Consider the following 26954-nt stretch of genomic DNA (forward strand, 5'->3'; position numbering starts at 1 on the left):
GTAAGTATTACCTTAAATTGTATACCTTGGGAATGTAAAGAAAGCAAATTCGAGGAAAATTTTTATTTTCAAGTAGTTAGATAGGGATAAAGATACTGCCCTTATGTACACCCCTTGAAAATAAAAAGCAAGGGGTATTTTTAAAGGCAGCATTGATAATGATTTTTAGGCGTGAAGTGTAAGGCTTAAAAATAATCCTTGGAATGAGAAGTTGTTTGTCTCATTGCCAGCAATACGTTGGGGGCCCATATTTGGTGCTCCATTTGCACCAAAAGTTAAACCAGTAAAACCTCTAAGTGTATCCATTGCACTTAGATACTCGTTGATTTGATATCCAACTGCAGCAGTCCACGTTGCCGTATTCGTCAGTGCATGGGTATAATCTAAGCCGATCTTCCCGGTAATGTTATTCACAACACGGTTGCGTTTAGGCCAAGTAAAGCTCATCGCATTTCCTCCTAGAGTAACCTCTGAAGATGCGTCCAAGGAGCCTGCCATAAGCGCATAATCAAAATAACCCAGCAAACCAAAACCACGGCCCAAAGCATAATGGCCATCCAAACTGATTAAAGGACCGGCTCCGCTAAATTTGCTTGTAATGAGCCCTGGTGCGGCGAAAGACATATTGTGTTTTAATTGAGCATAGCGCACCCCAAGAGAAGGACGTACACTAAAAACCCCTGAAGTATCACTGTATTTTCTACCTGCTTTGATATCTGCTTGATCAACTCTGTAAGTTAAATAAGCGTCACTGACGAACCCAGGAGTTGGAGGAATGTAAACGTCGGGGAATAGAATGGCGCCAAAAAATGAAGATCCATTAGAAAAACTATTTACAGCATGTGTTTTGTTTTTTAAATAGAGATAATTGACTTCAATATTATTAGCAGACATGGGTATATCGTAACCCACAGTCACACTTCCTGCCCATTGATAATCGGGGTCAAAGGGTTTGCTTTGAGATTGGGTTCCTCCAGGAACAGTAAATAACCAGCTGTCAGTAACTAAACCAATCCCTGTTTCACTGGGTTGTACGTAATAACCAGTACCGCCCACATAAAAACCTCCTGGGTTTTTAAAAGCACATAACATGCTCGAGCAGACCGGTCCATCTTTATCAATGTATTTGGGAAGAGGGGCAGCTGAAGATGCCGTACCTGCAACACAAATTCCTGCTAAAACTAGAGGTAAAAACTTCAATGTCATGATCTCTACTCCTTGTTAAATGACGCATTACATTACTTTTTTTCTTGGATTAATTCAATATAATTTTATTAAAAATCAATAAGCTAGATGCTCATTTTAGGATTAATAAGAATAAAAAATGGACAGTTTAATCAAGGTGATCCAAGGGGAGAGTGGTCGTTTCACAAATAGTTCTTAATATAAAACTGGATTGTACGCTGGTTACTCCATTGATACGTGTTAGTTTATCCAATAAAAAAGATTGATATGCATTAAGGTCAGGTACAATGACTTTCAACACGTAATCTGCAGATTGCCCTGTGATTAAATAACACTGAACCACTTCAGGAAGAAAACGAACGGTTTCCTCAAACTGATTCATGACAGCAGGTTGGTGGCTGTTTAACCCAACTAAAACAATCACGGATAATTTTAAACCTATTTTTTCGGGGTCGAGAAGAGCAACCTTTTTCTTTATATAGCCATTATCTTCTAATAACTTAACACGGCGTAGGCATGGGGAAGGGGATAATGCGACCATGTCTGCGAGCTCTTGGTTATTAATTTGACAATTTGACTGCAAAATATCAAGAATTTTTTTATCTGTACGATCCATATTCTTTAAAAAGTTACATAAATATTTTATATGTTAGCATTTTATTTCAAAAAAAGGCAATATAATGAAATTTAAATTTAAAATAACTCAATAAAAGCCTATATTTGCAATAAAATTTCAAGGAAAATGAATTAGAATATATTGATGCACAGGTTATAGCCATTGTGCATCTATTAGCTGCTTGTTTTTTCGAGGATTTTTATGTCTACATCACGAGTTGTTGCCTGGTTTGTATGGATCATCGCGTCGATATTTTACGCATATCAGTATGTTTTAAGAGTAATGCCCAATATTATGATGGATGATATTACATCGCAATTTCATATTGATGCGACGGTATTTGGGCAATTTTCTGGTGTTTATTATCTTGGTTATTCGTTGATGCATTTACCAATCGGGATTATGTTGGATCGTTTTGGCCCAAGAAAAGTGATGACTATTTGTATTTTGCTGCCTGTTATTGGATTACTACCACTTATTTTTGCAGATCATTGGGGCTATCCTCTTGTTGGAAGAGCGCTTATTGGTATTGGGTCTTCAGCTGCAATTTTGGGAACATTTAAAATAATACGTATGTCATTCAAAGAACAACATTTTTCTAGGATGCTTAGTTTTTCAGTGATGATAGGATTAATCGGTGCTGTGTATGGCGGCGGCCCTGTTAGTTATTTGTGTCATGCGCTTGGTTATAAAGTAGTCATTGAAGTATTTATTGCTATTGGTCTGATGCTTGCGTGCATGACTTATTTTATTGTACCTGATGAAAAGCCTACTTATCACACATCAGTTCTTGCCAATATCAAAACGGTTTTTACCAACAGAAAAGTCATTTTGTTTTGTTGTTTTGCCGGATTGATGTTAGGCCCTCTGGAAGGTTTTTCTGATGTATGGGGCTCGGGCTTTTTAAAACAGGTATATGGTTTGAATGCATCAATCGCAAATTCTTTGCCATCAATGATTTTCATAGGAATGTGTTTTGGATCCCCGATTTTAAGTTTAGTTGCTGAAAAAACTGGATATTATCTGGGAACAATCATTGCAGCTGGAATAGCCATGTGTGTTGTCTTTACCATGCTTATTGCGGGTATGTTAACTGTATCCAGTATTACAGTAAGCTTTATATTGGTCGGCATATGTTGTGCTTATCAGATCTTGGCAATTTATAAAGTTTCTACTTTTGTACCGGAACACCTTGCTGGTCTGACGACGGCGATTGCCAACATGATCATCATGATTTTTGGTTATGCCTTTCACTCAGTGATTGGTTATATCGTCAATGCAAATGGCGGTATTCGTGAAGTGAATGCTTTTGTTTATGGAGTAGGGGTGATTCCTGTCACACTGGCAATGGGCGTTATCGGTTTTCTGGTTCTGGCATATCGAGAGCGATTTGGAACGATAAAACTTTATCCTGTAGAATCCCCAAGTTAAAAACAACCCTAGCTTGATAATGCTGTCGAGTCTAGGGTTTTTTCTGATTGGGTTTGAACGTAGCAAAATTTATCTTTATCAGCTACTATCTTATTTGTAATCAATATGTTGTGACGTCGTTTAGAAATGGGCCGTTAGCTCAGTTGGTAGAGCAGGAGACTCTTAATCTCTTGGTCATAGGTTCGATCCCTATACGGCCTATCAGTAAAATCAATAGGTTCTGGATTTTTCCAGAAAATTTAAATGGTTTAATGGGTACTTTAGTGGGTACTTTTGTATTCTAATATTTTATTCAAATATAATAAAGTATCTCTATGTGATGTCTTTGTAATTCTTCGCTAGTCTTCTTCTCCCGAAATTATTCTTTGCTTTGGAGGATTATTTATGTAATAGCTTAAATATTGTTTATTTGATTTTTCATGTAATTCTATAACTTCCTCGTTGTAAGGCAAACAGAATGACATTTCCCTGGCCCAATTATAGAGTTTTTTCATTTCATCCATTAATTTTTCTGCGTTATAATCAGATTCAAACCAAATGTGCCATCTTGTGGTGAATGGCTTATTTGAGCTAGGCGAAAACGCTCTTGCTGATTTATCTACATAAATACCAAATGGTGGGGCTTTTTTTTCAGATGAATATGCTTGTGTCATAGGCAGACCGAAAAGAAGAGTTTTTTTGTAGTCTCCTGAAATTTTATCTGATTTTATATCACTTCCATGGCCTAATGGGCCATAAGCAATACATGCTCTTATTATTGATTGGTATAAGTGGCGCTCAGTTTCAATAAAATCTTTTGCCATAGAGTTGAAGACTAGATTTAAATATTTTTTAAGGCATGATTGATTTTTACTTGTTATAAATGCTCCATCCATTACAGGATAAATCTTGAGGGTTTCATTGTTAATTCCTAAAGTATCTTTTTTGGTTGAAAGACAGTTATGAAGTTGACATATTTTTATTGTGCAGGTCGTGGGAGATCTCTCCATTAACGACTTTGTTCCCATAAGATCAAGCCAACAGACATATTCTTCATATTTTTTATCTGTTAAATATGGAAGTTGATCATTTGCAATATAGTTTTCTACCATTTTTCATCCTTGAAAAATTATATTAATTTAAATTTTAGTTCAATTATTGAACACAAGCCATTAAGCTATACTTACGAGTTTTATTCAACTAACTCACTCTGGTCAAATGAAGTCGATATTACATGGACTGGAATTTTGTGATTAAATTTGAGAAGTTACAGGAAATTTGTTTTTATTGTAGAGTCTCAATGTTTTTTGATTTATTTCATGCTCATTTAGGTAGTTTAATAACCATTTTTGATTTGATTTAGTTAGTGGTAAATCATATTTTTTGAGTATGAATGTTTTAGGCAATTTCCCAATTTCAATAGCATGATAATAATCATCAATCGAAGGGAATCGCCCATACTTTAAATAGAAGGAACAGGGGCTGGAAAAGTATGTGAATGTACCTTCTTGAGCTTCAGCGCGTTCATTGTAAATAAGGTCAGTTTTAGGTTTAATAATGATAGGACATTTTTCACCTCCTATTTGTTCATAAACAAAAATAGAAAGCGAATTTGAATTGCTTATTTGTCTACTCGTAAGATGGAGTCCTGAGGTTTCATCAATGTGTCCCCATATGTTGAGAGCAAAAAATATGGCAATTTTAAAATTGTAAGTCCAATCTAGAGCTGCTGTAGAGGCATCATAATGCTGAGGATATGTTTCATCAATTCCAGTTAAATCCTCATCAATTATTCCATCTTTAATAAGTTTTCCATCTAAACTAGATATACTTAGTAATCTGGGCAAGGTAGTTTTAACGAACCAAATAAAATTTTCTTTTTTTGTCCAAAATGTGGAGTCTCTTGAAGTTAGGCTCTTCTTGTCGGTAATAAGACAGCCGAAATTGTCTTCATGATATTTATGTAGATGATAATTATATACCATTATGACTCGATAAAGGCTAAAAATGGGCATTAAGCTTTTAAATAAAAGTATTTTCTGCGGCGTAAGAATAGGCGAGTTATATGGAGGGAGCTCATCATATATTGCTTGTTCAAACCCAAAGCTTCTTATCCATTGCTCCATTAAATGGTGTGATGGGTATTGATCGATAAGCTGTTCAATCTTTTCTGGGCGAAAAAAATTTGGTAGCAACCTAAAGCTTGAGTCTGATTGACCGCGAAAGAGAGCATCTGTCTTGAGAGATTCTAATGTGAGAGTTTCAATTAACTCACTTGGGGTTGCTACTTGTTTTCCTTTAATGAGCACTGACATACCAAACTTTATGTAACGGGTTTAGATCTTATAAAATACTCTGCATTTATGAAAGAGCCTGTATTAAAGAAACCAAAACATAGAAATTTATATAAAAGTTAATTATTCTTATTTATTTAATTTTTCTATTTAAGAAGATTGCGCAAGCAATTATTTTGCATTCCAATGTTTGATTGGAAATTTCAATATTTGCCCAATCTTCATTTAAAGCAATTAATTCAAAGGATTGTTCTTTTTGGGAAACTGATAATTGCTTATATTTTCGAATAATGACTTGGTCTTCATTTCCAATTTTTGCTGCGACAAAATCGCCTGGATTTAGTTTTGCACTTGGATTAAAGATTAAAATATCATTTGCCCTAAGTTCCGGTTCCATGCTGGTGTCTTTAATTTGTAATGCAAAAGCATTTTCATCAATCTGATTTGCTATGTCGGGACCGACAGGTATAAAAGTTATTTTTTCGGGATGAAGTTCGTTTTTAATTTTTTGGATATGAACTTCCGGATCACAAGCTTGTTTGTAATCCAATAATGGTATTAATGTCCCAATTCCAGAGTTTTTTCTAAACTCACCATCACGTTCATCAGATAATCCCATCAGAAAAGCAGGGGACACTTCCAAAGCTTTTGCTAACTGTGTAATTTCTTCTGGGCCAGGAGTTCTTTCTCCTCGTTCATAATTGTTGATTCGAGAGACATTTAAATTTTCGGTTAATTCTGCCAATGCTTTCCTGGTCAGTCCTTTGGCTGTACGTTCGTGCTTTATCCGTTGTCCAATTTTTTCTTTGACATTCATAGCGTTACCGAGCCTTCCAATTTCTGAGAAATAAACAATTAGCAGATATTGACATAAGTTCTATTCGTGTTAAATTTTACTCTATACGAGTTAAGAAACTCTTTTTGAGTATTTTTATGTAATCCATCGTCTAAAAGATAACACAATAAGAACTTTATGACGATAGTAGGGATGAGTAAAGTGAGTAAATGGATTTCATTACTAATCATCAATTAATACGCAGAACCTCTTCAAGGCATTAAAAAGCCATAGCTTTTCACAAGATCAAGTTCGAAGAGCAGTATATGGATTAGTTTATGTAGGAGTTATTATTGTACAGTCTAGATGGATGTATTTAATTTTAAAATGCCAATTAGCGACAAGGCATTATTCCGTCCAAAATAAAGCCGCCATAAACCCGCCACGGAAAGCCACCATAAACCCACATGAGGAATTCCCTGTAAATACTGACTTATATGAGTTTGGGCCATTAAAAGCCGACATAGGTGAATCTCAAAAAGCCGCCATACCTCATAAAGATAATATTATATTTATTTATTATTGCAATTCGAAAAATTTTGACTGCTTTATCCTGAGAAGAAATCCCATCTGCATGGAACGCTTTCTAGCTTCTAAATCTTGACAATTCATTACTCAAAAAAAATCTTCAATACATTAACGCCGAAAATTCAAAAGAGATGTTTTGAAATCCATGTGAAGCAGATACTGAACCAACAAAAACAATGTCATTTCCTTCAAGTAATGCCAATAGTCAAGCCAATGGTATGGAGTTTTTTTCTCAAAGTTCTCAGCCCTCTATCTTGTGAGAACTGATTAAACAATGATGCATTTTGGTGAATTCTGATGAATTGGTGGTGAATGAGTGGTGAAGAACCAATCTCTAATGCAGTAGGGTAAAGGATTATTCTTTCTCCACTTGCTTCATCATGTGTTCACCGTCATTTTTTGCTTTTAATTCGCAGAATTTATGAAAAATTATTTATTAATCATACAGATAAATCGCATATTTTTGTCGTGCGAAAGGTGTGTATCGTACTCTAAATTTATTTTTTTCTTGAGATAGACATTTTTAATCCGTATGAGAAATTCTGATATAAATATTTCTAGAGCGCAATGCAATTGCGTGGATGTGATTGACATTTTATCAAAAATAATTGCATTTATTTGTTGATTGCTAATACTCGTTATGATTTAATAAATACTCGAATCGAGCATATAATTGGATTAAGTGAGTATACAGGAGTAACCATGAGAGAGCATCAATTTAAACAGCAAATATTATTTATTCGGGATGTTGAGGAAATTATTGGTCGAAACAGACTTACACTACGGAGATGGTGGGTGACTGGAAAATTCCCTAAGCCTGTAAAGTTGAATAATAGCGTACTATCTTGGCACTATGATGTTATTGAGCAATGGATACATCAAAATCTTTATTTGAATAATTAATTTACTATTTCAACTTTCTAGGGTCTATGAACAAATGCATTCATACTCATCAAACCCCTTCACCGAGACTACACCGCACTTTTATTCCTCTACTGTTTCCATTTGTGCTAGTGCTTTAATGCGACGTTGTTCACAATGGATACTATTAATCACTCCATCACTACCAATAGGCTCAATACCGAGTTCGGTTAATGAGCGAATTAGATCTTGCATAATAGACTTTTTATTCAAAACAAATGTAGAGGCAAAACATCTCCAAAATTTCCATCCAGCACGTTCAAGGATTCTTTGTCGATTCATATCGTCTTCCCACTTTGACGCATCATGGTACCGATCCCCATCACACTCGATTGCTAATCGGGTGTCATTATGACCTTCCACTACCATGTCTAATCGGTAATTTCCAACTTTCACTTGAGGGATAACTCGATAACCACGTTCAACGAGTAAATCATAAATTTCTATTTCGAAACCTGACTCACAAAGTTCACGAAGATTTTTTACTTTTATTTCATCCTGAGCAAACGGCGAATTAAAATGCTCAATCAAACCACGCCGTAAACGATCCACGGTACTTAAGTCCTGGAGTTCAACACTTCGAACCAAATACATTCGATCACGAGCTCTAGAGGCAGCTACATTAAATCGTTGAGCATATGAGTCACGCGTATCGGCTTTAACGTTTTCCCGGGTAGCAACCATTGATAAAAACATAATATTTCGTTCTTTACCTTGGAAGGTGAGAGCATCCCCACAAGTGATTTGGTGATTTGTTATTTTATCGGGTGAGATCTTTTGTTGAATTAGTTCCCAAATTTTTCGTGCTTGTTCATTACCTAACAACGAAACCACGCCAATTGTCCTATTTGCCATGTTTGGGTCATCACAGATTCTATCTATCTCATCAACAATAAATTTTGCTTCTGCAATATTTTCCTTATTATTACGAAATCCATCTTCAATAATAATATCTACTAATGGTGGATCTAGTCGTTCTGATTTTGTTGGCAATCGTAGTGGTTTTAGTTCATGGTTGTAAAATTCACGTTTTGAATATTCAATAATGGGAGTCACACAACGAAAATGCTCACGTAACATAACTTGTGAATCAGCGAAAACAACTTTACACAAATCATAGATTGATCGCTCAGGTGACATGGCTTGTCTATATATTTCAACTTGATTTGTTAAAAACTGAACCATTAAATTATTTATCTTTTCTTCTTCTAAACCAACACCATCAGGTGATACTTGTTTATCATCGCCAACAACAAGTAATTTATTTGCACGAAGAATAGCAGGAAGTGCGCTCAAATCTGATTGGGAGGCTTCGTCAATAATCACTAGATCAAAACATCCAAGTTCAGGAGGTAATGATTCAGAAACTCTATAATGAGGCATTATCCAGCAAGGTATTGCTTTATTGGTTAGTGCTGCTGCATTTTTAGCATCACGTCGATAACGAATTGCTCTTTTACCTGTGCCTTTTCCTATTTTTGAAATTGCTGATTGAAATGCCTGTAAAGCAGCTCTAATGTCTGGTGTTGCATTCTTGGATAATTTTAACCATGTACGTTTAGCCACAGTGTCTTGATAGGTTTTTGCTAATTCCCGTTCAATTTCATGTCTTTGAGACGTTAACTTTTTAAACTCATCAAAGTGATTAATTGAATGAAAGTAATTTGCTAAACGGCGAAGGCGCCAAGCTTGGTGCCAATCATCAGGAAGTAAATGATCTATTGTACCTTCTAATGGATTTTCCTTGAGCTTTCGTGCCCATTGAGTAGCGCCAGATTGTGATATTAAATCAGTTATGGATTGTACGTCATCAAAAGCAGGTTTAAGATTTTGAATACGTCGTAATTCTTCAATCAAGCTTGTCCATTGGTTTTGTAGTTCAATATCGTTAAGCGATGGATCACCCAATGTTTCAGAAAGAAATGTTCTGATTGCATCTGAAATTGGACCATCAAAGTCCAATGTACTGTTGAGGATATTTTCTCTATCGGACCATGCTTTCGATGAATGATAGTAATTTATATTTTTTTCAAAAAATTCCACTAACTCAAGCAAGCGATGATCATTTTCAAAGAGATCATCATATAAGTAGTTTTGTAATAATGAAGCGGACTGTTCTAAAATCTCTGACTCAAGCTCCTTACTCTTTTTAATTGAAAAATAAATATCCAGATCTTCTTTTATCAGTTTTAATGAGTTAGCTTGCTCTTCGCTAACTAATGTGAAGATTGACATTCCTGTAACAACCGAATTCCATCTCAAAATCAGTTCATTAGTTCGGTTACAAAATAAAACATAACGGTATATATATAGCCATTCTTCTTTGGTCTTGGCTGGTTTATTTAAAATGAAAATCTCATCAATTTTTTTAATTAATGATCGTTTTGTTAATATCCCACTTATACCAAACGGTTGCTTATCTTGGCTTTTATTGGCAATTGCTTGGATAATGTCCTCGGTTAATTGAAGATCTTTGGGTATTGAAAGAGGTTTTTCTAAAAAAGAATTTTTTTCAATATGTAATTCATTAACGTCAGCAGAAATTTTTTCGATAATATCTATTATTTGAGCTGTATCCGTACTCTTCAAAGAAAGGGCTAATGATTTAACCCAAGGTTTATTTGCAGCTTCAATCTGCTTTCTTAGGTTTTGCAACTCATAAATGCACTGCAGAACGGATTCAATTACTGCAATATCTGATGATATGTCTACAAACTGAAGAGAGCTGTCAGATAAAACTTCTTCTTTCAGCGTCTTATTATTTAATAATTTGGTATGTAAATTTAAAATGGTATTAAGTTTCGGAATTTGTTCAAGATTAGGTAATGATTTATTAAGATAAATAAGATCCGTTTGTAATTTACGCCGGGCTTCTCTCAAGTGAACTATGTCAGTATTATCGAACCTTGGTTTATTTTCATCTCCTATGGTAATTAAATCGTCAAGCCAATTAAATTCTCCATCTGCTTCAGCTATTTCCTGCGCAGCTTTTTCAGGGCGAATCTCTTGACCATCCATATAGATAGACTGAATATTATTTATAGCCCAATTTGAAATTGATCGATCAACCCATGCTAATTGAGCATGGAGTTTATCAATAAATATCTCGTCATTTCGAATTTCACTTTCTAATTCAACACGATTAATAGTCTGTAGCTCTTGAGCAATTTTAGAAATCGCAAACTCAAACTGTTTCATTCCATCTAGTTCATTAGTTAAGAGCGAAATAGCAAGAGGTTGGATTGAGGGAGGTAATTTTTCTTTTAATACTGATAGGGCTGGTTCTTTCATCGATGTAACAAGTACACGTTTACCATTCGCCATATAATGAGCAATAATATTTGCAATAGTATGTGTTTTTCCTGTACCCGGTGGACCTTGTACAACAACTCCATTTGAATGTTCTAATTTTTGAACAATTTTTACTTGCTCTTCGTTAAAAGGAAGAGGAAAAAATAATTCTGTAACTTCCGCAGTTTCTGAGGTTGAGGAATAACTGATACTTGATAAGCCTCGAAAGTTAGTAAGCTTTATCTCTCGATGCTCATTTAAAGGTTCTGTGATAATTTCTTTGATAATGCTTGTTATTTCGGGGTTAGTTTCATCTTTAAATTGTTTTTTGAAATTTTCTAAGTCTTGAATATAAAGACTCTTACTACGAGGTCTGGCAAATAAAATCCATGTATCAGTAACTTTTAATTCTTCGCTAGCCTCAGGTAGTTTGCGATCATCTTCTTTGGTTTGGTTCGGCCAATAAACACCTTTAGAATCCAAATGTGTAACTGCTAATTGTAACTGTGGTTCATATGAAAGTCGTTCAAATGGCGATAAGTCTTGGTATTGCTGTGAAATCATATCATTGTATGCTTTCTGAAAGTCAGTTACCCCTAGATTATCTATAGACATATACACATCAATTTCAAAAACTGGCTCAACAGATCGCCTTGGACGAATTTCAATGGCCATATCTTTTTGATTTAATGAAATTTCAGCCGACTGAGTAATTAGAGGATATCTAATATTGAATTCTGTTCTTTTCCATATACCAAGTCCAATTCCCCACACTAATTCAATTTGTGTATCGGTAATTGCTCCTTCAAGTTGTTGTTTCAGTGTAAAAAGCTCAGAATATAATTTGATTGTAAGTCTACGTTTTTTTTCTTCGGTTGACCAAATAGCCCATTGATTATTAATGTAATTTTGAAAGAGAGTTTCTATAGTATCGCGATTTTCATATTCAGATAAAAGAATTATATTCTGTTGTTTTTGTGAGTTCTCAGTAACAGGATCGATAGAATCATAAATTTTATCTGACCCAACAGCTTTTTTTAATTGAGGTTCTGTTTCAGCTTTATTTGATATATCTAACCATACGATTAATCGATCATCTTCCGGTATTGGTGGCGATGTTTCGGTTAATCTTTCAATTCGTAACCATACTTCATCTTGATCGTCTTCACTCGTGTCGAAATGCACTCCTGGTAAAGCAATTAATTCATGCTCAAAACGTTGAAATATTCCATACTTACTGACATCTTTGATTGGGTTAAGTTTTAAACGAGCAGATTGCTGAGCAAATTCAATAAGAGATAAAAAGCGTTCCTGTTCTATAGTGCTAGGAGTAGTTACTTGTTGAATAGACTCATCGACATCCGCATTGGAGTAATTTTGCATTAATGACCTCAAACCTTTAGCTCGTTTGTTTTATCTTGGATGTTGATTACACAACATCAAACCCATAGAAATTCTTGTCTCACAATTCCATATCTGTATTTTTAGGAGTTAAGAGTGTTTTGATCTAAATTTGATCGAGTGCGCAATATTACATCAATGATGCATTTAATTCCATCTATACGAAATGCATAAGTTGCTCATTTGGATTTAAAATTATCCTTTGTGTGAAAAAAATTATTCATTAATTCCACACTGGATGATTTTGCCAGTTATTTGGTATCCCCATTGAGCTTGCACTCCATTTATATTTCGCCAATATTGGAAGAGTTAGCTCTTCATAAGATTTTGCCCACTGTTGAGTTTTATCAGAATGATTCAATAAGTATTTAAGGATAAGTAGAATAAAAAAGGAACGATCACTTCTTGGGGTTATGGGTGGCCGCCATGCTTGATCAAGTCCATCCAATTTTGGCCTAATTGCAAGTTCTTTATTCCAAAGTCTACCGTGGTGTGCGCATATATTTCGGATGTAAGTTAGAAAATGCAGGAAATTAGCCAATGTTTTGGGATGCAAATTATAATGGGTTTCAGCAATTACTCGTTTATCTTCATTTTTTAATCCTTTATATAAAAATGAAAGTGAGCCGAAAGACGTAACTTCAGTTGCCATCCAAACGGGAAGGGTAGGGAAGCCTTCATATTTATCCATAAAATGCTCTATAAAGGGCTCCTTGGAGCGAATGATTTCGCTTTGTATCTGTAAAAGCCAAGTTTTATGTTCAAACTTGTTATGAAAATTTTCACTCTTCTCAAGAGCAAATGCACCATAATGATGGGCCAGATGGTAGGTGATATGTGTTCTTATCGATATTTCGATGCGTTCTAAGGCATCCATGATAAGAAGCCTTAATTTCCTATCAAACTCGTATAGCTCAATAATATTTTCAAAGAAAATATTATCTTGAAACTGATTAAGAAGGTTTCCTTGTTCATCTCTTTTCTTGAAAGGTATCCAATACGCACTCAAACGGTAGTAACTAATATTGGATAAAATTATTAAGGCTTCTTCTTCATTATTGACGATCAGTCCACGATCTTTTAATTGTATCAGTTGTTCCTGAAAACTAAGGGCTGGCTTGAGGTATTTTATTTTTGTTTTAGTGTTCATAGCGCACATATAAAAAAACCGCCAAGGTTACGCAAGAGCCGAAGCTCTCTAGGCGTGGCGGTTATGTTATCTAAATTATACATTCTTGATCACAGTTTTGTAAAGCGACTGAGGCTTCAGAATTATATCCAATGCATTCTTGAATGCATATTGCCCATTTCTCAAGAGCTTCTTTTCTCTGAGGTAACATCTCATTCTTATTATAAGTAGCCATGATGCGAGGCATTTTATGACCGAGACATTTTTCTATAACAACGGGGTCAATATTCAAACATTCTCCTAATTGAGTGGCAAAGGTCCGTCTTAAATCATGTGCTGTCCACTCTGGGATGCCAACACGGTCCTGGATACGTCTAATTGCTCGTGGTAAGGCACTTTCATCCAGTGGTTTTTCAGAATCTAGGCCCATCAAAACAAAAGGGGAGTCACTGATGGATTGCAGCTCTGTAAGAATAGATTTTGTTAATTGATGCAAGTGAATTTTAACGGTGACGGCACCTTTATTATGTTCAGGAGGAACAGTCCAAATAGAATTGCTAAAATCAAAGTGATGCCATTGGGCAAGGCGGATTTCTGCAGTTCTAACACCAGTCAATATAATAATTTTGATCGCGCTTTTAGTTTGGATAGACATCTTACAGGCTTCACTATCTAAGAAATGCCAAATTTTTTGTATTTCATCGATGCTTAAGTAACGTTCACGAGGTTTTTCTACGCCACCGATATCACGTGCACGGATATTGTTTGCCGGATTGTGTTGCATTGCTCCACGGCTAACTGCGTAATTAAACGCCTGCTTTAATGTACTTAAAATACGATTGGCATGCACAGGCGCTCCACGTTGTACAATAGTGTCAAGTGCCATTGTAATATCCATGGTTTGAATTTGATTTACTTCCATTGTTCCTAGCAGGGGAATGATGTTTGCATCAATATGCTGCTTAATTTTCAGTGGTTGCTTGTGATTTTTTTCGACGTAGTTTGTGTACCAAGAGGTGAAGAGTTTCTCCATGGTATATCGTTCACGCTTACGTTCCTGCTCGATGTTTAATTTTGGATTAATACCAGAACGACGAACTTCCCTTAGTTCGTTAAAACACTTTCTCGCCTCAGCTAAAGTCATAGCTGGGTAATGACCCAAAATAATGTAATCTTTCTTGTTATTGATTTTATAGCGGTAAATCCAGCTTTTAGTTCCGGTAGGGTAAATGAGAATACCAAAACCACCACCTTCAAATTTTTCCAGTCGTTTATCTTGTGGTTTTAAGCGTTTGATATAGGTATCAGTAAATTGATTCATAACAATCCTGTGTTATTCAGTGGGCACTTTGGTGGGTACTTTTTAAAGTGCTTAGATGAATTATTTTGTTATTCTTTGATATCTAGAATAATGTTTAAATTCAGTAATAACAAGGACTTTTGGTTGTAATTGAACTTTTTTGATAGCTTGTGAAATTGATAAAAAACTGACTCTTAATCTCTTGGTCATAGGTTCGATCCCTATACGGCCTATCAATGAAATCAGTGTTAACATAGAGACAACTTTTGCTGTTTATCTTGTATGGACATCTCGAATTCTTCTAATTCTGTTTGATCGAATGAACTATTCACTGTTGCAAAAATTGCATTAACGCCTTTTATTGGACCTTTTTCGTCAGTTAATGTTTCGTGTAACTGCCCGTCAACTATTAACTGTTGATGAAAATGGCGTAGATAATTTCGAAATGAATGTTGTTTATAACTGCTGTAATTTTCATTAATTATCAAATCATTCATTGAAACTACTAAGGCATCAGAAAGCGATTTTGTAAGTACAGCTAGTGTCTTTGCATCTATAGGTTGTTTATTTTTTAGTATTTCTGCGATTGCTTGGTTCATCATTGAATGCAGATGACTCGTCCATTCAGTCATAACCATGCGTGCGTGCTTTTTACCATTACCATTATGGCTAAAAAATAATGAGTTGTCGTATTTGTTTGCTCTTGTTTCATAGGCCTTTTCATAATTTGTTCCTTGCCGGAGTATGTCCTCAAAATTTTTTACTACAGTTAATAATTCTTTTACTTGTGCAGTTTGGTTGTTTGTAATGCGCTCAAATAATAAATGAGAATTATATGCTGTGAGTATGGAGGTGTTTGCAATCCCTGCGACAAGCTCCAATTGCTTATCTCTTTTTTGAACCTCTGCAGTAAGTGCCTGAATCGCATTGTTTTTTTGCAAAAGTAACTCATCCTTTTGCAAAAGCAATTCATCTTTCTTTCCATTGTCTTGTTGCAAGCTTACATTGGCTTTTTGAGCATCGCTTAATTCAATGCCTAGTTTTTCTAACTCTGCTTTTAAAGCAGTAAATTCAAGCGTACTCACTGATGGGCGCGATAAGTAGTTTCTGATAATATGTAGAAAACCAGTAGCTTGATGTTCTTCTTCCAGTATTTTAGTTTCAAAGTTACTGCTCTCAACAAGGACAAATCCTTCTTCTTCAGCAATATCACTGGTTTGTAATTCAATGGCTTGAATAATTTGCGCAATAATAGCTCGACGGCGTTCCAGAATTTCAACTAGTTTCACTGTGGTTTCATCAGAAGATTGTCGTGCTTGTAGAAGTAGTTCGTCATACTCAGCTAAAATATTTTTTTGTTTTACTAAAATAAGCTCAGCTTGTCGGCTCAACTCTTTTGCTTGTGCTCGTGATATATCCGATTGAAAATCGCTACCTATCACATCAAATTGGTCACCAAATAGTGCACACCCTCGTTTTAAAATCTCATAAGCTTCCTGACTGAATTCCTTGAGTGCGTTAAAGCAATCAAATGGAATGCTTGCAAATGCGGCACTAATTTGTCGTGATGCAGCAACAAAATGATTTCGTACTTCAACTAATGGGAGTTTATTCAAATAAAAAGATTCCCATATGCTTCGTGCTGGGCTTTGGGCTTTACTTCGCTCTCGATAAACTATACCGCAATCTGCTTCAAATTTTTCTAAGCAAACATTTAATTCACTTTTGACATGATGAATGTCTTTCAAGTAAGGTTCGGACAATTTAATAAAATCATTGAAGTAACCGATTTTGTTGCCACTTGTAAACTGATGAAGTTTTTTAAGTTCATTTTGCAAAACGTGTAATTTATCTCTCAACTTTAACAATTTGATAAAGTTTTCTTGCTGCTCAGTGCTAAACCGCCCCCATAAAAAGTTACCTTCTTTGGGTAATTGATAATCGAGTCCATGATAAAGTTCTAGATAGTTATCGGTTTGTAAGGCAGCTATAGGTCGGCCAAATAATTCTCCGATAAAGGGATCATGAGTTACTCTTTGTTCTGTAGTAGTAAAAGTAGCTTGATGTTCTCTTTTAAACAGCTCCTGCAAATGTGTCACATCAATTTGATTTTGCCCGCTAAATAGCGGCAACATGTAGTTATCAATGCCTATAAGCAATTCATTTAACTTTCGGGTTGTGTCTTCAATATGCTGATAATAAGCATCAATTTTATTTTCTTGCTCAGAGGAGTTGTCTTGGTGCGAAGCGGAAAATATGCGATCAAGAGTGGACTTACAGGAAAGGAGCTTGTCATCTTGGCTGCTTGTACTCTGAATATCTTTATGTTTCAGTAGTTCAACCGTGAAGCGCTGAATTCTTTCTTTGTATTTTTCTTGCTCTTCAATAGGCCTTTCCAAGGCTTGACGACAAAGGTGAGCTAATAAGACCATGGCTATAACTTTACCATGTGACATATCATTTAAATTAGCACGCCCAAAATAACGGTTTTGATTATCCGCAATATACTGATAACACGTATTGTATACAAAGTTGAAATAGTCACAGTTTCTTTTGGTTTCTATTGAATGACCTTGCTCTTGTATTTTCCTGGCCAAGCTTGATAACCCACCAGGCTGAGGATATTCTAATCCCTCTATAATCCCTTCTTTATAAGTCAGGCCAAACGTGTATCCCCAGCCTTGTTTTTCTACAGGAACCTCAATGACACTACTGTGCACGTCGTCCATGACTTTCGTTCGTAAGTCTTTATAAATTGTTAAGATTTCACGGATTAAAGGGGTTTCTCTGAAGCGAATGGTTGGCATAATGAACCTATGGCTGGATTTTATATTGACACATTGTAATAAAGATTTATTAAGTTGTTATTAACAAAGTTAAGTTTTTTTTGCAATTAAAGTATTAGGTTTTAAATAGGAGTACTGTGTTTGCGATACAATGAATGCACATAGGACATGTCTAATGCATATTCAGCGAGCGATTTATATTTTTTAGCTTATGCCTGGTGATTGTTGGTATGCCCATCGGTATTTATATCGTCACCATGTATTTTCTGATGCTCTAGATGTTCTTTTCTTTTTCTCATTAGTAATTCATGACGTGCCTTTTTTTGTCGTTCATGCACGAACTCAAGGCGCTTTTGTTTGGCGTCTTCAAAGAAATTGAGGAGGCTCAGTTGTTTGATGCCTATTGGCTCATTCGAATCCACATCTATTTTTTTATATAATGTTTGACGTACTTTGGAGGTGACAAACCATTGACCATCACGACAGGAGTACTTTCTTTTGTCTTTTGAAGGGCCAAAAAGGGTCCCTGCATAATAATCAACAAAGGCATCAAATAAGATTAAATTCCGATGAAATTGTTCTGCTATGGACTTCTGATTTCCCTTAGTATTACAAAAATAAAGTTTGATATTTCTAACCCTTTGATGCAGATAGAGAAAATCAGTGTTAAAACGTTCGGCTATTTTATCTATACTAAGGAGTGTTGTGCGCTGTGTAACAGGGCAATTGCCCGCCAGATGTAAGCGCTCTAATAAATTATCAATACCATGTGCGAGCACGTAGATTGTGAGGGGTTCATGCAGCAATGGTTGATAATTAATTTTTTTACCATGTTGGATGATGAGTATGTCTTGATTGCTGAGTTCGCTTTTCCAATCAATTGCTTTGGCTATTAGATCATTTTCTTCACAGAATGGAATGTATAAGATGATCATGCTTTTCTCTCATTTGGCGCGAATTACTTAAATTAACGAAAGAGATAACACTTCAATCAAATGTAAGAGGTCTATTTATTTTTGCCTGGTTTCACCGCAAATAGCAAGCCTTATCTGAACGTGTTATTCAAATGAAAATGGAGTTATTTAATAACTTTTAGACAACTATTTGTTCATTTTGGGCCAGTCAGGAATGGTGATTTCAAGAACTCCATAATAAATTGTTCACAACGATGCAATTGTTCAAGAGCTACAAACTCATTAGCACGATGTGCTTGTTCAATGCTACCTGGGCCACAAACAATAGTGGATATTTTTGCTTGTTGAAATAAGCCTGCTTCCGTAGCATAAGCAACTTTTAATTGCTTTTCATTGTGACAAATTAGTTGGGCGGCACGAACGATTGGTTCTGAAGGTGCTGTCTCTAATCCAGGGACCTGAGCGAGATTTTCCAAAATTATTTTGGTGTTCAATTGTTCCTTCTGTAGTGTGGGAAGCAGCTCCGCTTCTATATAATCATCAATTTGTTGCAGGAGCTTTTCAGGATTATCGGCGACTAAGTTTCTAATTTCAAAAACAAACTCACACAAACCAGGGATCGTATTATATGCATTTCCACCCTGGATAAGATTAGTAGATATTGTTGTATAAGGTACGTCATAAGCCCCATCCTGATGTCCTTGAAATTTAAAGTGTTGTGCCATATTGCGAAGATAAGTAATGAGTGATGCAGCATGCTCTATAGCATTACAACCTTGTGGGGTTAATGATGAGTGGGCTGCTACGCCATGAATTTGACAGCGATAACAGTGTATTCCTTTATGTCCGATTACTGGTTGCATTGAAGTTGGTTCGCCTACAATACATGCTTTGGGTTTGTAATTTAACTGGGTCATTTTCTCAATAAGGTCTGGCGCCCCAAGGCAACCAATTTCTTCATCGTATGAAAAAGCAAAATGTAGAGGGAATTCTAGATGAAGCGTTTTTAATTGTGGAATGAGATTCATGACTACTGCAATAAAACCTTTCATATCACAAGCCCCTCGGCCATACACTTTTTCATCTTTAACTGTTGCGCGAAATGGATCGCTATCCCAGATTTGTCCATCAACAGGTACTACATCGGTATGGCCAGATAAAATAAGCCCGCCATCGAATCGACCATTGCGATCAGGAATAGATGCAAGCAAATTTGCTTTAAGGCCTTTGCTATCATGAATTAAAATGGGATTAATTTGGTAATCATTCAATGCATTAGCTAGCGCTTCTATGAGTGATAAATTGGAATTGCGTGAGGTTGTATCAAACTCGATAAGTTTTGTTAACCAATCCAGGGTATTCATAATATTCCTTTCGAATGAAGTGATGCTTCATATGCCATAGGTAAATTCTAGCGCTTTTCAACCATTATAATCGTTCTTATGTATTTCGAAAGAGGTCTAACGATTCATGAAATTTTGTGGGGATTGTCTACACTTCAGAATAAGGATTTTGAATCATAATTCTATTTGTAGTGGCTTACATAAGGAAATGAGCAATGAAGAAGATGAACGTCGTACAGGTTAATAAGTCAGGGGATTGGGAGGCTGTTGAACGAGATATGGTGATGCCCACAACAAATCAAGTACGTATTAAAGTTGCTGCATGCGGTGTTTGTCATTCTGATGTATTTGTGAAGGAAAATTTATGGCCTAATCTCCAATTCCCACGAGTTCCAGGCCATGAAATCGCAGGCATCATTGATGAGCTTGGGCCTAATGTGAGCAAATGGAAAGTGGGCCAACGTGTTGGTGTCGGCTGGGCAGGGGCACGTTGTGGCCAATGTCTTCCATGTCGTCATGGGGATTTTATTTTATGCGAAAATCATCAGATTACTGGTTTAGATTACGACGGTGGCTATGCCCAATACATGATCGCACCCGTTGAGGCGCTCGCTGCAATCCCTGATGAACTCTCTTTGGCTGAGGCAGCGCCATTAATGTGTGCGGGCATCACTACTTTTAATGCATTAAGGCATAGTGTTGCTCAGGCAGGGGACTTAGTTGCAATACAGGGAGTAGGGGGATTGGGCCATTTAGCAATTCAATTTGCAAATAAAATGGGATTTAAAACCGTTGCTTTGTCTAAGGGCGCTGATAAAGAAGCACTCGCTAAAAAGTTAGGAGCTCATATTTATATCGATTCTGCTGACAAAGATGTGGCTCTTGAATTAAAAAAACTGGGTGGTGCCCAGGTAATTTTAGCCACAGCACCGAGCGGAAAATCGATTTCACCCTTAATTGACGCGCTTGCCAATAAAGGAGAGTTAGTTATTGTAGGGGCATCTCATGATCCAATTGAAGTGATATCGACTCAGCTTATTTCTGCTAATCGCTCGATTAAAGGCTGGGCTTCTGGAAGCGCAATCGATGTAGAAGAAACCTTGCAGTTTTGTGCACTAACGGGGATTCGTCCAATGATTCAACAGTACCCGCTTGCACAGACGGAAAAAGCTTTTGAAGATATGATGACAAATAAAGTACGCTTTCGTGCAGTGATAATGATGCAATAGACTTCTTTCGAAACGCTATTGCAGATGGAGCTACGTAGGAGTCACATTATTGTTCTATACTTAAGCATATCGTGCACATTTCAGGGAGTGAATTATTATGAAAAAACTACTATTAGCTTTTTTTTCATTGACGATACTCAGTACAGGGGCTTATGCAGACAAAATTTTGATTACTGGGCAACCTGTTATTTTGGAAAAACAAGGCACGGTCTACTATCTTCCTACTGATTATAAAGCAACCACATCTTATTACTATGTGACTGTAGAAGGGGGAAAACGTGTTTGTTATATAGAGAAACAACCTACTTTAACTTCTTTAAATGCTTCGACACTTGAAGTGAATTACAATGGGTCAACCTTGACCTGGGTTTGTTATCCGTTTGATACGAATTATTTTGAAACCCCATAAAATTATTCTATAAAGTAGGTGCGGTGAAGCGAGAAAAAAGAGTATTTGAATCCCAGGTCTCGCTTCATTGCATTTGCTCACATCATTTTTCTTTGGCGGATAAATTGAGTCCATTAACTACTTCTTGTAGTGCTTTTAAATGAATGGGTTTGGTTAATACTTTAGTCATTCCTAAGCTTAAATGTTTTGATGCGTCACCTGAAGTGCTGGTCGTTAAGCCAATAATCGGTATGGGGTTTTTCTGAGCTTGTTTTTCCAGATCGCGTATAGATTGAACAAGATTCTTATCCTCGCTATTGGATATCCCTACGTCAGTAATGATCAGGTCAAAATCATTTGTTTCCAATAACTCCATCGCATGCTCGCCATCGATAGCGGAGTAAAATTGATAGCCTCCTTGTTCTACAACATTTTCAATCATATGAAGAGAAATAATATTATCTTCTACGAGAAGAATGAGTGGTGAAGCAGTGGCAGTTGTTTGTAGTGCATTAGTTTGCGTCACATCATGTGACGAAGCGAACTCGTTGTATCCCACTTTCGTGCTAAGGCAGAAATAAAAAGTAGAGCCTTTTCCAACCTCACTTTCTAAGTGTATTTCTCCACCCAGTAGACTTAAGTATTTTTGTGCCACATGAAGACCTACACCATAACCACTATGCTGGCTCTTATAAGAGGGGATTGCACGAAAGAACCGATCAAAGATCTTGCGTTGTAGCTCATGAGGTATGCCGATTCCAGTATCGATCACACTAAATCGAAGTTGCGTGTAACTATTTTCATGAGCGAGTGTTTCTACTTTAATGGTGACTGTACCTGCGTCAGTAAATCGAATTGCATTGCCAACAAGATTTAACAAAACTCGATGCAATTTCGTTCCATCAGTAATAACGGTATTGGGTACAGTTTCATCGATGTCGATATTCAGCTGAATCTTTTTCATTTCCAAGGTTGGTTGGACGAGATGGGCAATATCTTTGATGTTTTTGCGTAATTCAAATAACTCTTCGTTGACATCATTTTCACGAAGATTATCTGCTGTAACGATTTCCATAACCCCATTAAGTAAGTCCAATAATTTCTCACCGCTTTCATGGATCCAACGTGCATATTGTTTTCTTTCAGGATCCTCTGCTTTTTCTTCTAAAAGTCTCGACATTCCGACAATCCCGCTTAATGGGGTATGAATGTCATAACTCATATTTTCGATAAATTCGGTTTTAGCCTGGGTTGCTACTTCTGCGTTTTCTTTAGCGCGACGCAAAGCGGCTTCCATTTTTTTGTGTTCTGTAATGTCTAGTGAAATACCTAATACACCAATAGTTTCATTCTGTTGATTACGTAATGGAACTTTTTGAGAATAGTAAATTCCCATTCCATTTGCCATGACTGCATATTCTTCCGCAGTATGAGGTATGCCCGTTTCCATGACTAATGTATTAAGCTTATTTAATTCTTCTGCCTGATCTTTCCATGGCATATCGTAATTGGTTTTCCCAACAATGTCCTTGCGTGACTGCAAACGTGCGCTTGCGGCTTGTAAATCGTTGCAACCTAAAAATACATTATTCTTATCCAACCAATAAACATGTCCTGGCATTAAGGCAATAATGTTTTCATAATAATCATGAGCTGCCTGCAATTCATTTTTAAATTTTAATTGCTCTTCTTCTAGAGCATGATTTAATCGCGCAATTTCTTCATTTTTTTGATTAATAATGCTTTGTAATTCTTGTATTTTTTCAGAATCCATTTTTCACCGTGTACAATGAACTTAATAACGAAGGGTTATTAAGTAAAATTTTTGTTTACCTTAAGCTGCACAGACCTAATATTAATGGATTTACTTGCTTAATAAATTCATCTCAATAATCTGTTCTTAATAAAATGTTAATGAGACTATTATATACTATTTGCAGGAAAAAGTGGTTATTTTTTTTTCAAAATGAATTATACTATGGCTATGTTTTTGAAGGCCAATATTAATTTTAACTATGTATCATCCTGATTAAAATAGATTTCAGGTGAATGAAAGAAAATTGCTAGCGTATTGAAAATAGCAATAAGCGTTAAAGGAAAGATTAGATGCCAAAAGTTATAGGTCCAAAAAATGGTAAGTATGTTACCGCTAGTTTTGATTCAAAAGATAAAAAAGATAATAGTAAAAGTCGCTTTCCCTCATTAAAGACTACAAAAGATTTAGTTCTTTTGAGCATTAAAGGAAATGAGTATTGTGCCGGCGAATATTTAGAAGCTATTGTGCAACAAGCGGTAGCTACGCATCAAACTACTCCTGATAGTCCTGATGTTAAAGGTAAAACAACGTTTTTAATTGCTGATGAAATTTATTGGCATAATCTCAAGAAAACACCTGAGGATGCAGAGGCTGTTCTTAAGCAGCAAGCCCTAGAGCTGGGTGAGTCCTATTTTGAAAAAAATCTAAGTGCTTTCTTAGCGCCTTTGGGCCTTACTCCTGAAGTATTTAATGGCACATGCCACAATAAATCGATGGATGAAAAAATTGCAATTATCAATCAATTAGCTGTAGACAAAGGAAAGAATTTTGAGATTGTTCGTTGGCATACATGGGTATCTCAAAACGGTTTTGAGAAAACATCCTCCGAAATAATGCCTCTTTATACCTCAGTAGAAGGCCTTAAGTTGCCTATTGATAAATCAGTCGATGAGTTTGCTAGACGTCATGCTGAGGAAGAAGGTGGTATTAACCTGTGGCGTGACCGTTCTCGTAACTATCTGACCCAAGAAAGTCCTTCTATTATGTTGTTGGCAGCATCTCTTGGTTATAATTTTATTATTTACCCAGGTAGTATACTGCCTCCATTTGTTGCAACAAAAGAATACTTTGTTGTTGAAAAACATGTGCCACACATTGAGAAAGGTCGGAATATTATAGAACCATGTCATCATGATAAACATAGCATTCATGTTGATAAGCCTTCTCTACTCGTCAATTGGTTGGAAGTAAATTTTAAAAGAAGTCATGAGAATTTAGCTACAAATGGAGCGAAAGCTCCTCAGAATGCTCCTAAGGCAGGGAAAGTTGCAGAAGCTGAAAAAACGAAACGAGTTAAAGAAGAAGAGCATATCGAGCAAGAAAAGACTGAGGGTGAATTGAATGATGAAGGCGGACAACAAATTGTCGTAGCAGCTAATACAGATAAGTTGAGTAATGCGCTACTTTCTTTTTTCTCTCCTAGGTCAAGAAAGAAAGTTCTTGCTGGGACGGTATCTACATTATCGGGTATTCAAAGTGATGAACCTGTTGCGACGGATCTTGTGACTAAAGGAATTGAAAAAGAAAAAACTGTTCAGCGTATGACGAAACAAGAGATGGCATCTTCAGTAGTTACTGGGATTGGCAGAGCTTTGCAGGAAGATGCTCTATTGTCGAGGGGCAGAAGAGCCGGAATGCAACTTACAGAATCTCCTCTGGCTCAAGTGTTTGCGGGTATTACTCAAGGAGTTTTGGCAGCAGATCTACCTGCTTCAGAGAAAGTTGCACTATTGACAGAAATTGTTGACAACTTTTTAGAGCATCATATTATGAACCCTCATATTATGAACCCTCATCTTGATCATCGTCTGAGTTCTGAGGATCGTCCAAGGGCACGTCTCGAATAGAAAAAATTAGCCCATATCAATAGGTCATATGGGCTTTCTATCTCAAAGAATAAATGAGTTATGTTCAATAAGAACGAAGTAACTCAAATTATTTCAGCATGTCAGGATTAAAAACCTGTCCGTTCACCATAATTTTTTGGTTTTCAAGTTTAAAAGTGAAAACGTAATCATTACCCTCAATCTTTAAAAAGCCTTTACTGACTAAGTCTTGTAATATTTTATCTGCTTTTTTATCCACATCATTATCATTATTAGGGTTTGCTAGAACTTGTGTTGGGCTAGCAGAAGGCTCTGATGTGTTTTCTGGATTAGATTGAGTATTATCGGACGATTCATTTTTAAGCGATGCGGCCAAAAGTGTTTTTACTGTTACCATGGGTGCTTTAAATGATCCTTCACCTTGTAACTTTTGCATGACCTGTGATAAATCATTATTATCATTTTTGGGTAGTGCTACTTTAAAATTCCCTACAATTTTTCCATCGGGTAAATTCAAGGTCATTTCAGAAAGTTCCAATACAGCTCCTTTAGCGAGGAGTTGAGGTAGTTCGTTGGCAAATGCAAGTACGATCACATTGGGATCACTATTATTTTGCATCATGCTGAATTCTTGTTGATTGATTTTTGCCATAATGACCGGATCAAGGTTTCTTAAACTCAAATGTAACACTCCTGGTCCATAGTTTTGGTTATTAGCGAATAGTTTTTCTAGGGACAGTTTAAGGTCAACGTCCAATATTTCATTATGCACATCAGAGCTCGCCAGGAAGTTAAATCCAGTGAGTTCAAATACCTGATTGCCTGCTAGATTGATTGCTATAGTAGGTATATCAAAGCGAGACTGCCCTAACCATAACCAGTCTTGATATCGCTTCAGTTTAAAATCATAGGCAATTTCACCAATTTTAAAGCTGAGATTACTTCCTGCGTTAGCAGGGTTACTGGCGGCTCCATTTAGCCCTAATAGTTGGAAGTTACCATCAATATGATCAAGATTAGAAGAAACACTAAGTAATGAAGTTAAGCCTTGCCACGCTAATTGAAAATCTCCTTCATTTTGTCCAATTTTTCCTTCTATGGCTAAAGAGGGGAGTCTGTACCTAAATATGGTTCTATTTAGGTAATTAATAAATGCTTCATAATGTGTTTCAGGTTGAGTAGTGATTAATCCCATCCCAAAGCGTATGCCATCATTTGTTACTATAAAAGGTCCATGCTTGATCAGAATGGGGATGTCGATATCCAGATCAACTGGTGGTTCTGTTTTAGTGACGTTATTTTTATCTGTAATCGTTTGCGAAGGAATATGCATCTTAACAGAGATGACTGCTTGAGATGAAAACCAGCCGCAATGGTATTTATGAAGACGAACATTAAATGCGGAAGTTTTAGGTATTGAATTTATATTTTTATTTAAGGTACTTTTAATTGTAAAACCAATGGCATAAAAAGCCACAAGAATCAGTGCCACCAAAAATACAAAGAAACCGGTCCATTTTTTCATGATGAGTATTCTTATTATTAAATTTCCTTTCAATATTATGTAGCCTAAAAATTTTATTTTGTAAAATAAATAGATATTTAGCAGAAGCTTTTTTGGTGTTTTTTAGTTCAATAGCATTAAGGCATAGCAATTGTTGCATAATCGTTGATTTTATAGGGAGTTTTAAGCGTAATTTTGGATATTCCATGAATCAATACTATTATTTTAATAGATGATA

18 protein-coding genes, 1 tRNA gene and 1 pseudogene are annotated in these 26954 nt (G+C 36.1%); 7 read left to right on the plus strand and 13 right to left on the minus strand.

The window, feature by feature from the left end; translation table 11 throughout:
• Positions 1–165 precede the first annotated feature (165 nt).
• Both BGO44_RS09625 and BGO44_RS09630 read right to left on the minus strand, forming a co-directional pair.
• Entirely contained in the window at positions 166–1206 is a 1041-nt protein-coding gene (locus tag BGO44_RS09625) for an Lpg1974 family pore-forming outer membrane protein (protein ID WP_273197135.1), read from the minus strand.
• 127 nt (positions 1207–1333) lie between these two features.
• Positions 1334–1801, minus strand: coding sequence for an Lrp/AsnC family transcriptional regulator (locus BGO44_RS09630; protein ID WP_273197132.1), 468 nt, complete (start codon positions 1799–1801; stop codon positions 1334–1336).
• A 201-nt stretch (positions 1802–2002) separates the two neighbouring features.
• Here BGO44_RS09630 and BGO44_RS09635 point away from each other — a divergent pair, with 201 nt between their 5' ends.
• Complete coding sequence (locus BGO44_RS09635; RefSeq protein WP_273197130.1) at positions 2003–3232, plus strand: MFS transporter; 1230 nt, start codon at positions 2003–2005, stop codon at positions 3230–3232.
• A 128-nt stretch (positions 3233–3360) separates the two neighbouring features.
• Positions 3361–3433, plus strand: a tRNA-Lys gene (locus tag BGO44_RS09640).
• A gap of 137 nt (positions 3434–3570) precedes the next feature.
• On the opposite strand, the gene BGO44_RS09645 is transcribed toward BGO44_RS09640, so the two are convergent.
• The 3 genes from BGO44_RS09645 to BGO44_RS09655 form a co-directional block, all read right to left on the minus strand.
• Entirely contained in the window at positions 3571–4323 is a 753-nt protein-coding gene (locus tag BGO44_RS09645) for a hypothetical protein (RefSeq protein WP_273197128.1), read from the minus strand.
• 141 nt (positions 4324–4464) lie between these two features.
• Positions 4465–5526, minus strand: a complete 1062-nt coding sequence (locus tag BGO44_RS09650; protein WP_273197125.1) for a hypothetical protein — start codon at positions 5524–5526, stop codon at positions 4465–4467.
• Between the two features lie 112 nt (positions 5527–5638).
• On the minus strand, positions 5639–6322 hold the full coding sequence (locus tag BGO44_RS09655; protein ID WP_273197123.1) for a helix-turn-helix domain-containing protein: 684 nt from the start codon (positions 6320–6322) through the stop codon (positions 5639–5641).
• A gap of 216 nt (positions 6323–6538) precedes the next feature.
• On the opposite strand from BGO44_RS09655, the pseudogene BGO44_RS09660 reads away from it, so the two are divergent.
• Positions 6539–6880 (plus strand): annotated as a pseudogene (locus BGO44_RS09660) (hypothetical protein); the annotation flags it as partial.
• A gap of 690 nt (positions 6881–7570) precedes the next feature.
• Positions 7571–7771 carry a helix-turn-helix transcriptional regulator gene (locus BGO44_RS09665; RefSeq protein WP_273197121.1) on the plus strand — a complete coding sequence of 67 codons (201 nt, stop codon included), beginning with the start codon at positions 7571–7573 and terminating at the stop codon, positions 7769–7771.
• Positions 7772–7852: 81 nt separating this feature from the next.
• Here the strand turns inward: BGO44_RS09665 and BGO44_RS09670 are convergent, their stop codons facing one another.
• The 6 genes from BGO44_RS09670 to argE all read right to left on the minus strand — a co-directional run bounded on the left by BGO44_RS09670 (position 7853) and on the right by argE (position 19974).
• Positions 7853–12463, minus strand: a complete 4611-nt coding sequence (locus tag BGO44_RS09670) for a PDDEXK-like endonuclease domain-containing protein (protein WP_273197119.1) — start codon at positions 12461–12463, stop codon at positions 7853–7855.
• A 241-nt stretch (positions 12464–12704) separates the two neighbouring features.
• Entirely contained in the window at positions 12705–13631 is a 927-nt protein-coding gene (locus tag BGO44_RS09675; RefSeq protein WP_273197117.1) for an Abi family protein, read from the minus strand.
• Positions 13632–13701: 70 nt separating this feature from the next.
• Complete coding sequence (locus BGO44_RS09680) at positions 13702–14931, minus strand: tyrosine-type recombinase/integrase (protein ID WP_273197114.1); 1230 nt, start codon at positions 14929–14931, stop codon at positions 13702–13704.
• Between the two features lie 227 nt (positions 14932–15158).
• Positions 15159–17717, minus strand: coding sequence for a hypothetical protein (locus BGO44_RS09685; RefSeq protein WP_273197111.1), 2559 nt, complete (start codon positions 17715–17717; stop codon positions 15159–15161).
• A 188-nt stretch (positions 17718–17905) separates the two neighbouring features.
• The gene (locus BGO44_RS09690; protein WP_273197109.1) at positions 17906–18631 is read right to left on the minus strand and encodes a hypothetical protein; all 726 of its coding nucleotides are present in this window, start codon (positions 18629–18631) and stop codon (positions 17906–17908) included.
• A 173-nt stretch (positions 18632–18804) separates the two neighbouring features.
• A complete protein-coding gene (gene argE, locus BGO44_RS09695) occupies positions 18805–19974 on the minus strand; it encodes an acetylornithine deacetylase (RefSeq protein ID WP_273197107.1) in 1170 nt (389 codons plus the stop codon).
• A 194-nt stretch (positions 19975–20168) separates the two neighbouring features.
• On the opposite strand from argE, the gene BGO44_RS09700 reads away from it, so the two are divergent.
• Together BGO44_RS09700 and BGO44_RS09705 are read left to right on the plus strand one after the other, a co-directional pair.
• Positions 20169–21182, plus strand: a complete 1014-nt coding sequence (locus BGO44_RS09700; RefSeq protein ID WP_273197105.1) for an alcohol dehydrogenase — start codon at positions 20169–20171, stop codon at positions 21180–21182.
• Between the two features lie 97 nt (positions 21183–21279).
• Positions 21280–21591, plus strand: coding sequence for a hypothetical protein (locus tag BGO44_RS09705; RefSeq protein ID WP_273197103.1), 312 nt, complete (start codon positions 21280–21282; stop codon positions 21589–21591).
• An 82-nt stretch (positions 21592–21673) separates the two neighbouring features.
• On the opposite strand, the gene BGO44_RS09710 is transcribed toward BGO44_RS09705, so the two are convergent.
• Positions 21674–23344 (minus strand): ATP-binding protein, encoded by a 1671-nt coding sequence (locus BGO44_RS09710; protein WP_273197101.1) that lies wholly within the window; start codon positions 23342–23344, stop codon positions 21674–21676.
• A gap of 332 nt (positions 23345–23676) precedes the next feature.
• Here BGO44_RS09710 and BGO44_RS09715 point away from each other — a divergent pair, with 332 nt between their 5' ends.
• On the plus strand, positions 23677–25233 hold the full coding sequence (locus BGO44_RS09715) for a hypothetical protein (protein ID WP_273197099.1): 1557 nt from the start codon (positions 23677–23679) through the stop codon (positions 25231–25233).
• Between the two features lie 88 nt (positions 25234–25321).
• Here BGO44_RS09715 and BGO44_RS09720 read toward each other — a convergent pair whose 3' ends face one another.
• Positions 25322–26737, minus strand: a complete 1416-nt coding sequence (locus BGO44_RS09720; RefSeq protein ID WP_273197097.1) for a YdgA family protein — start codon at positions 26735–26737, stop codon at positions 25322–25324.
• Positions 26738–26954 lie beyond the last annotated feature (217 nt).

The sequence above is a fragment of the Legionella sp. 39-23 genome (assembly GCF_001897665.1).
In the GTDB taxonomy this organism is placed as follows: Bacteria; Pseudomonadota; Gammaproteobacteria; order Legionellales; family Legionellaceae; genus Legionella; species Legionella steelei.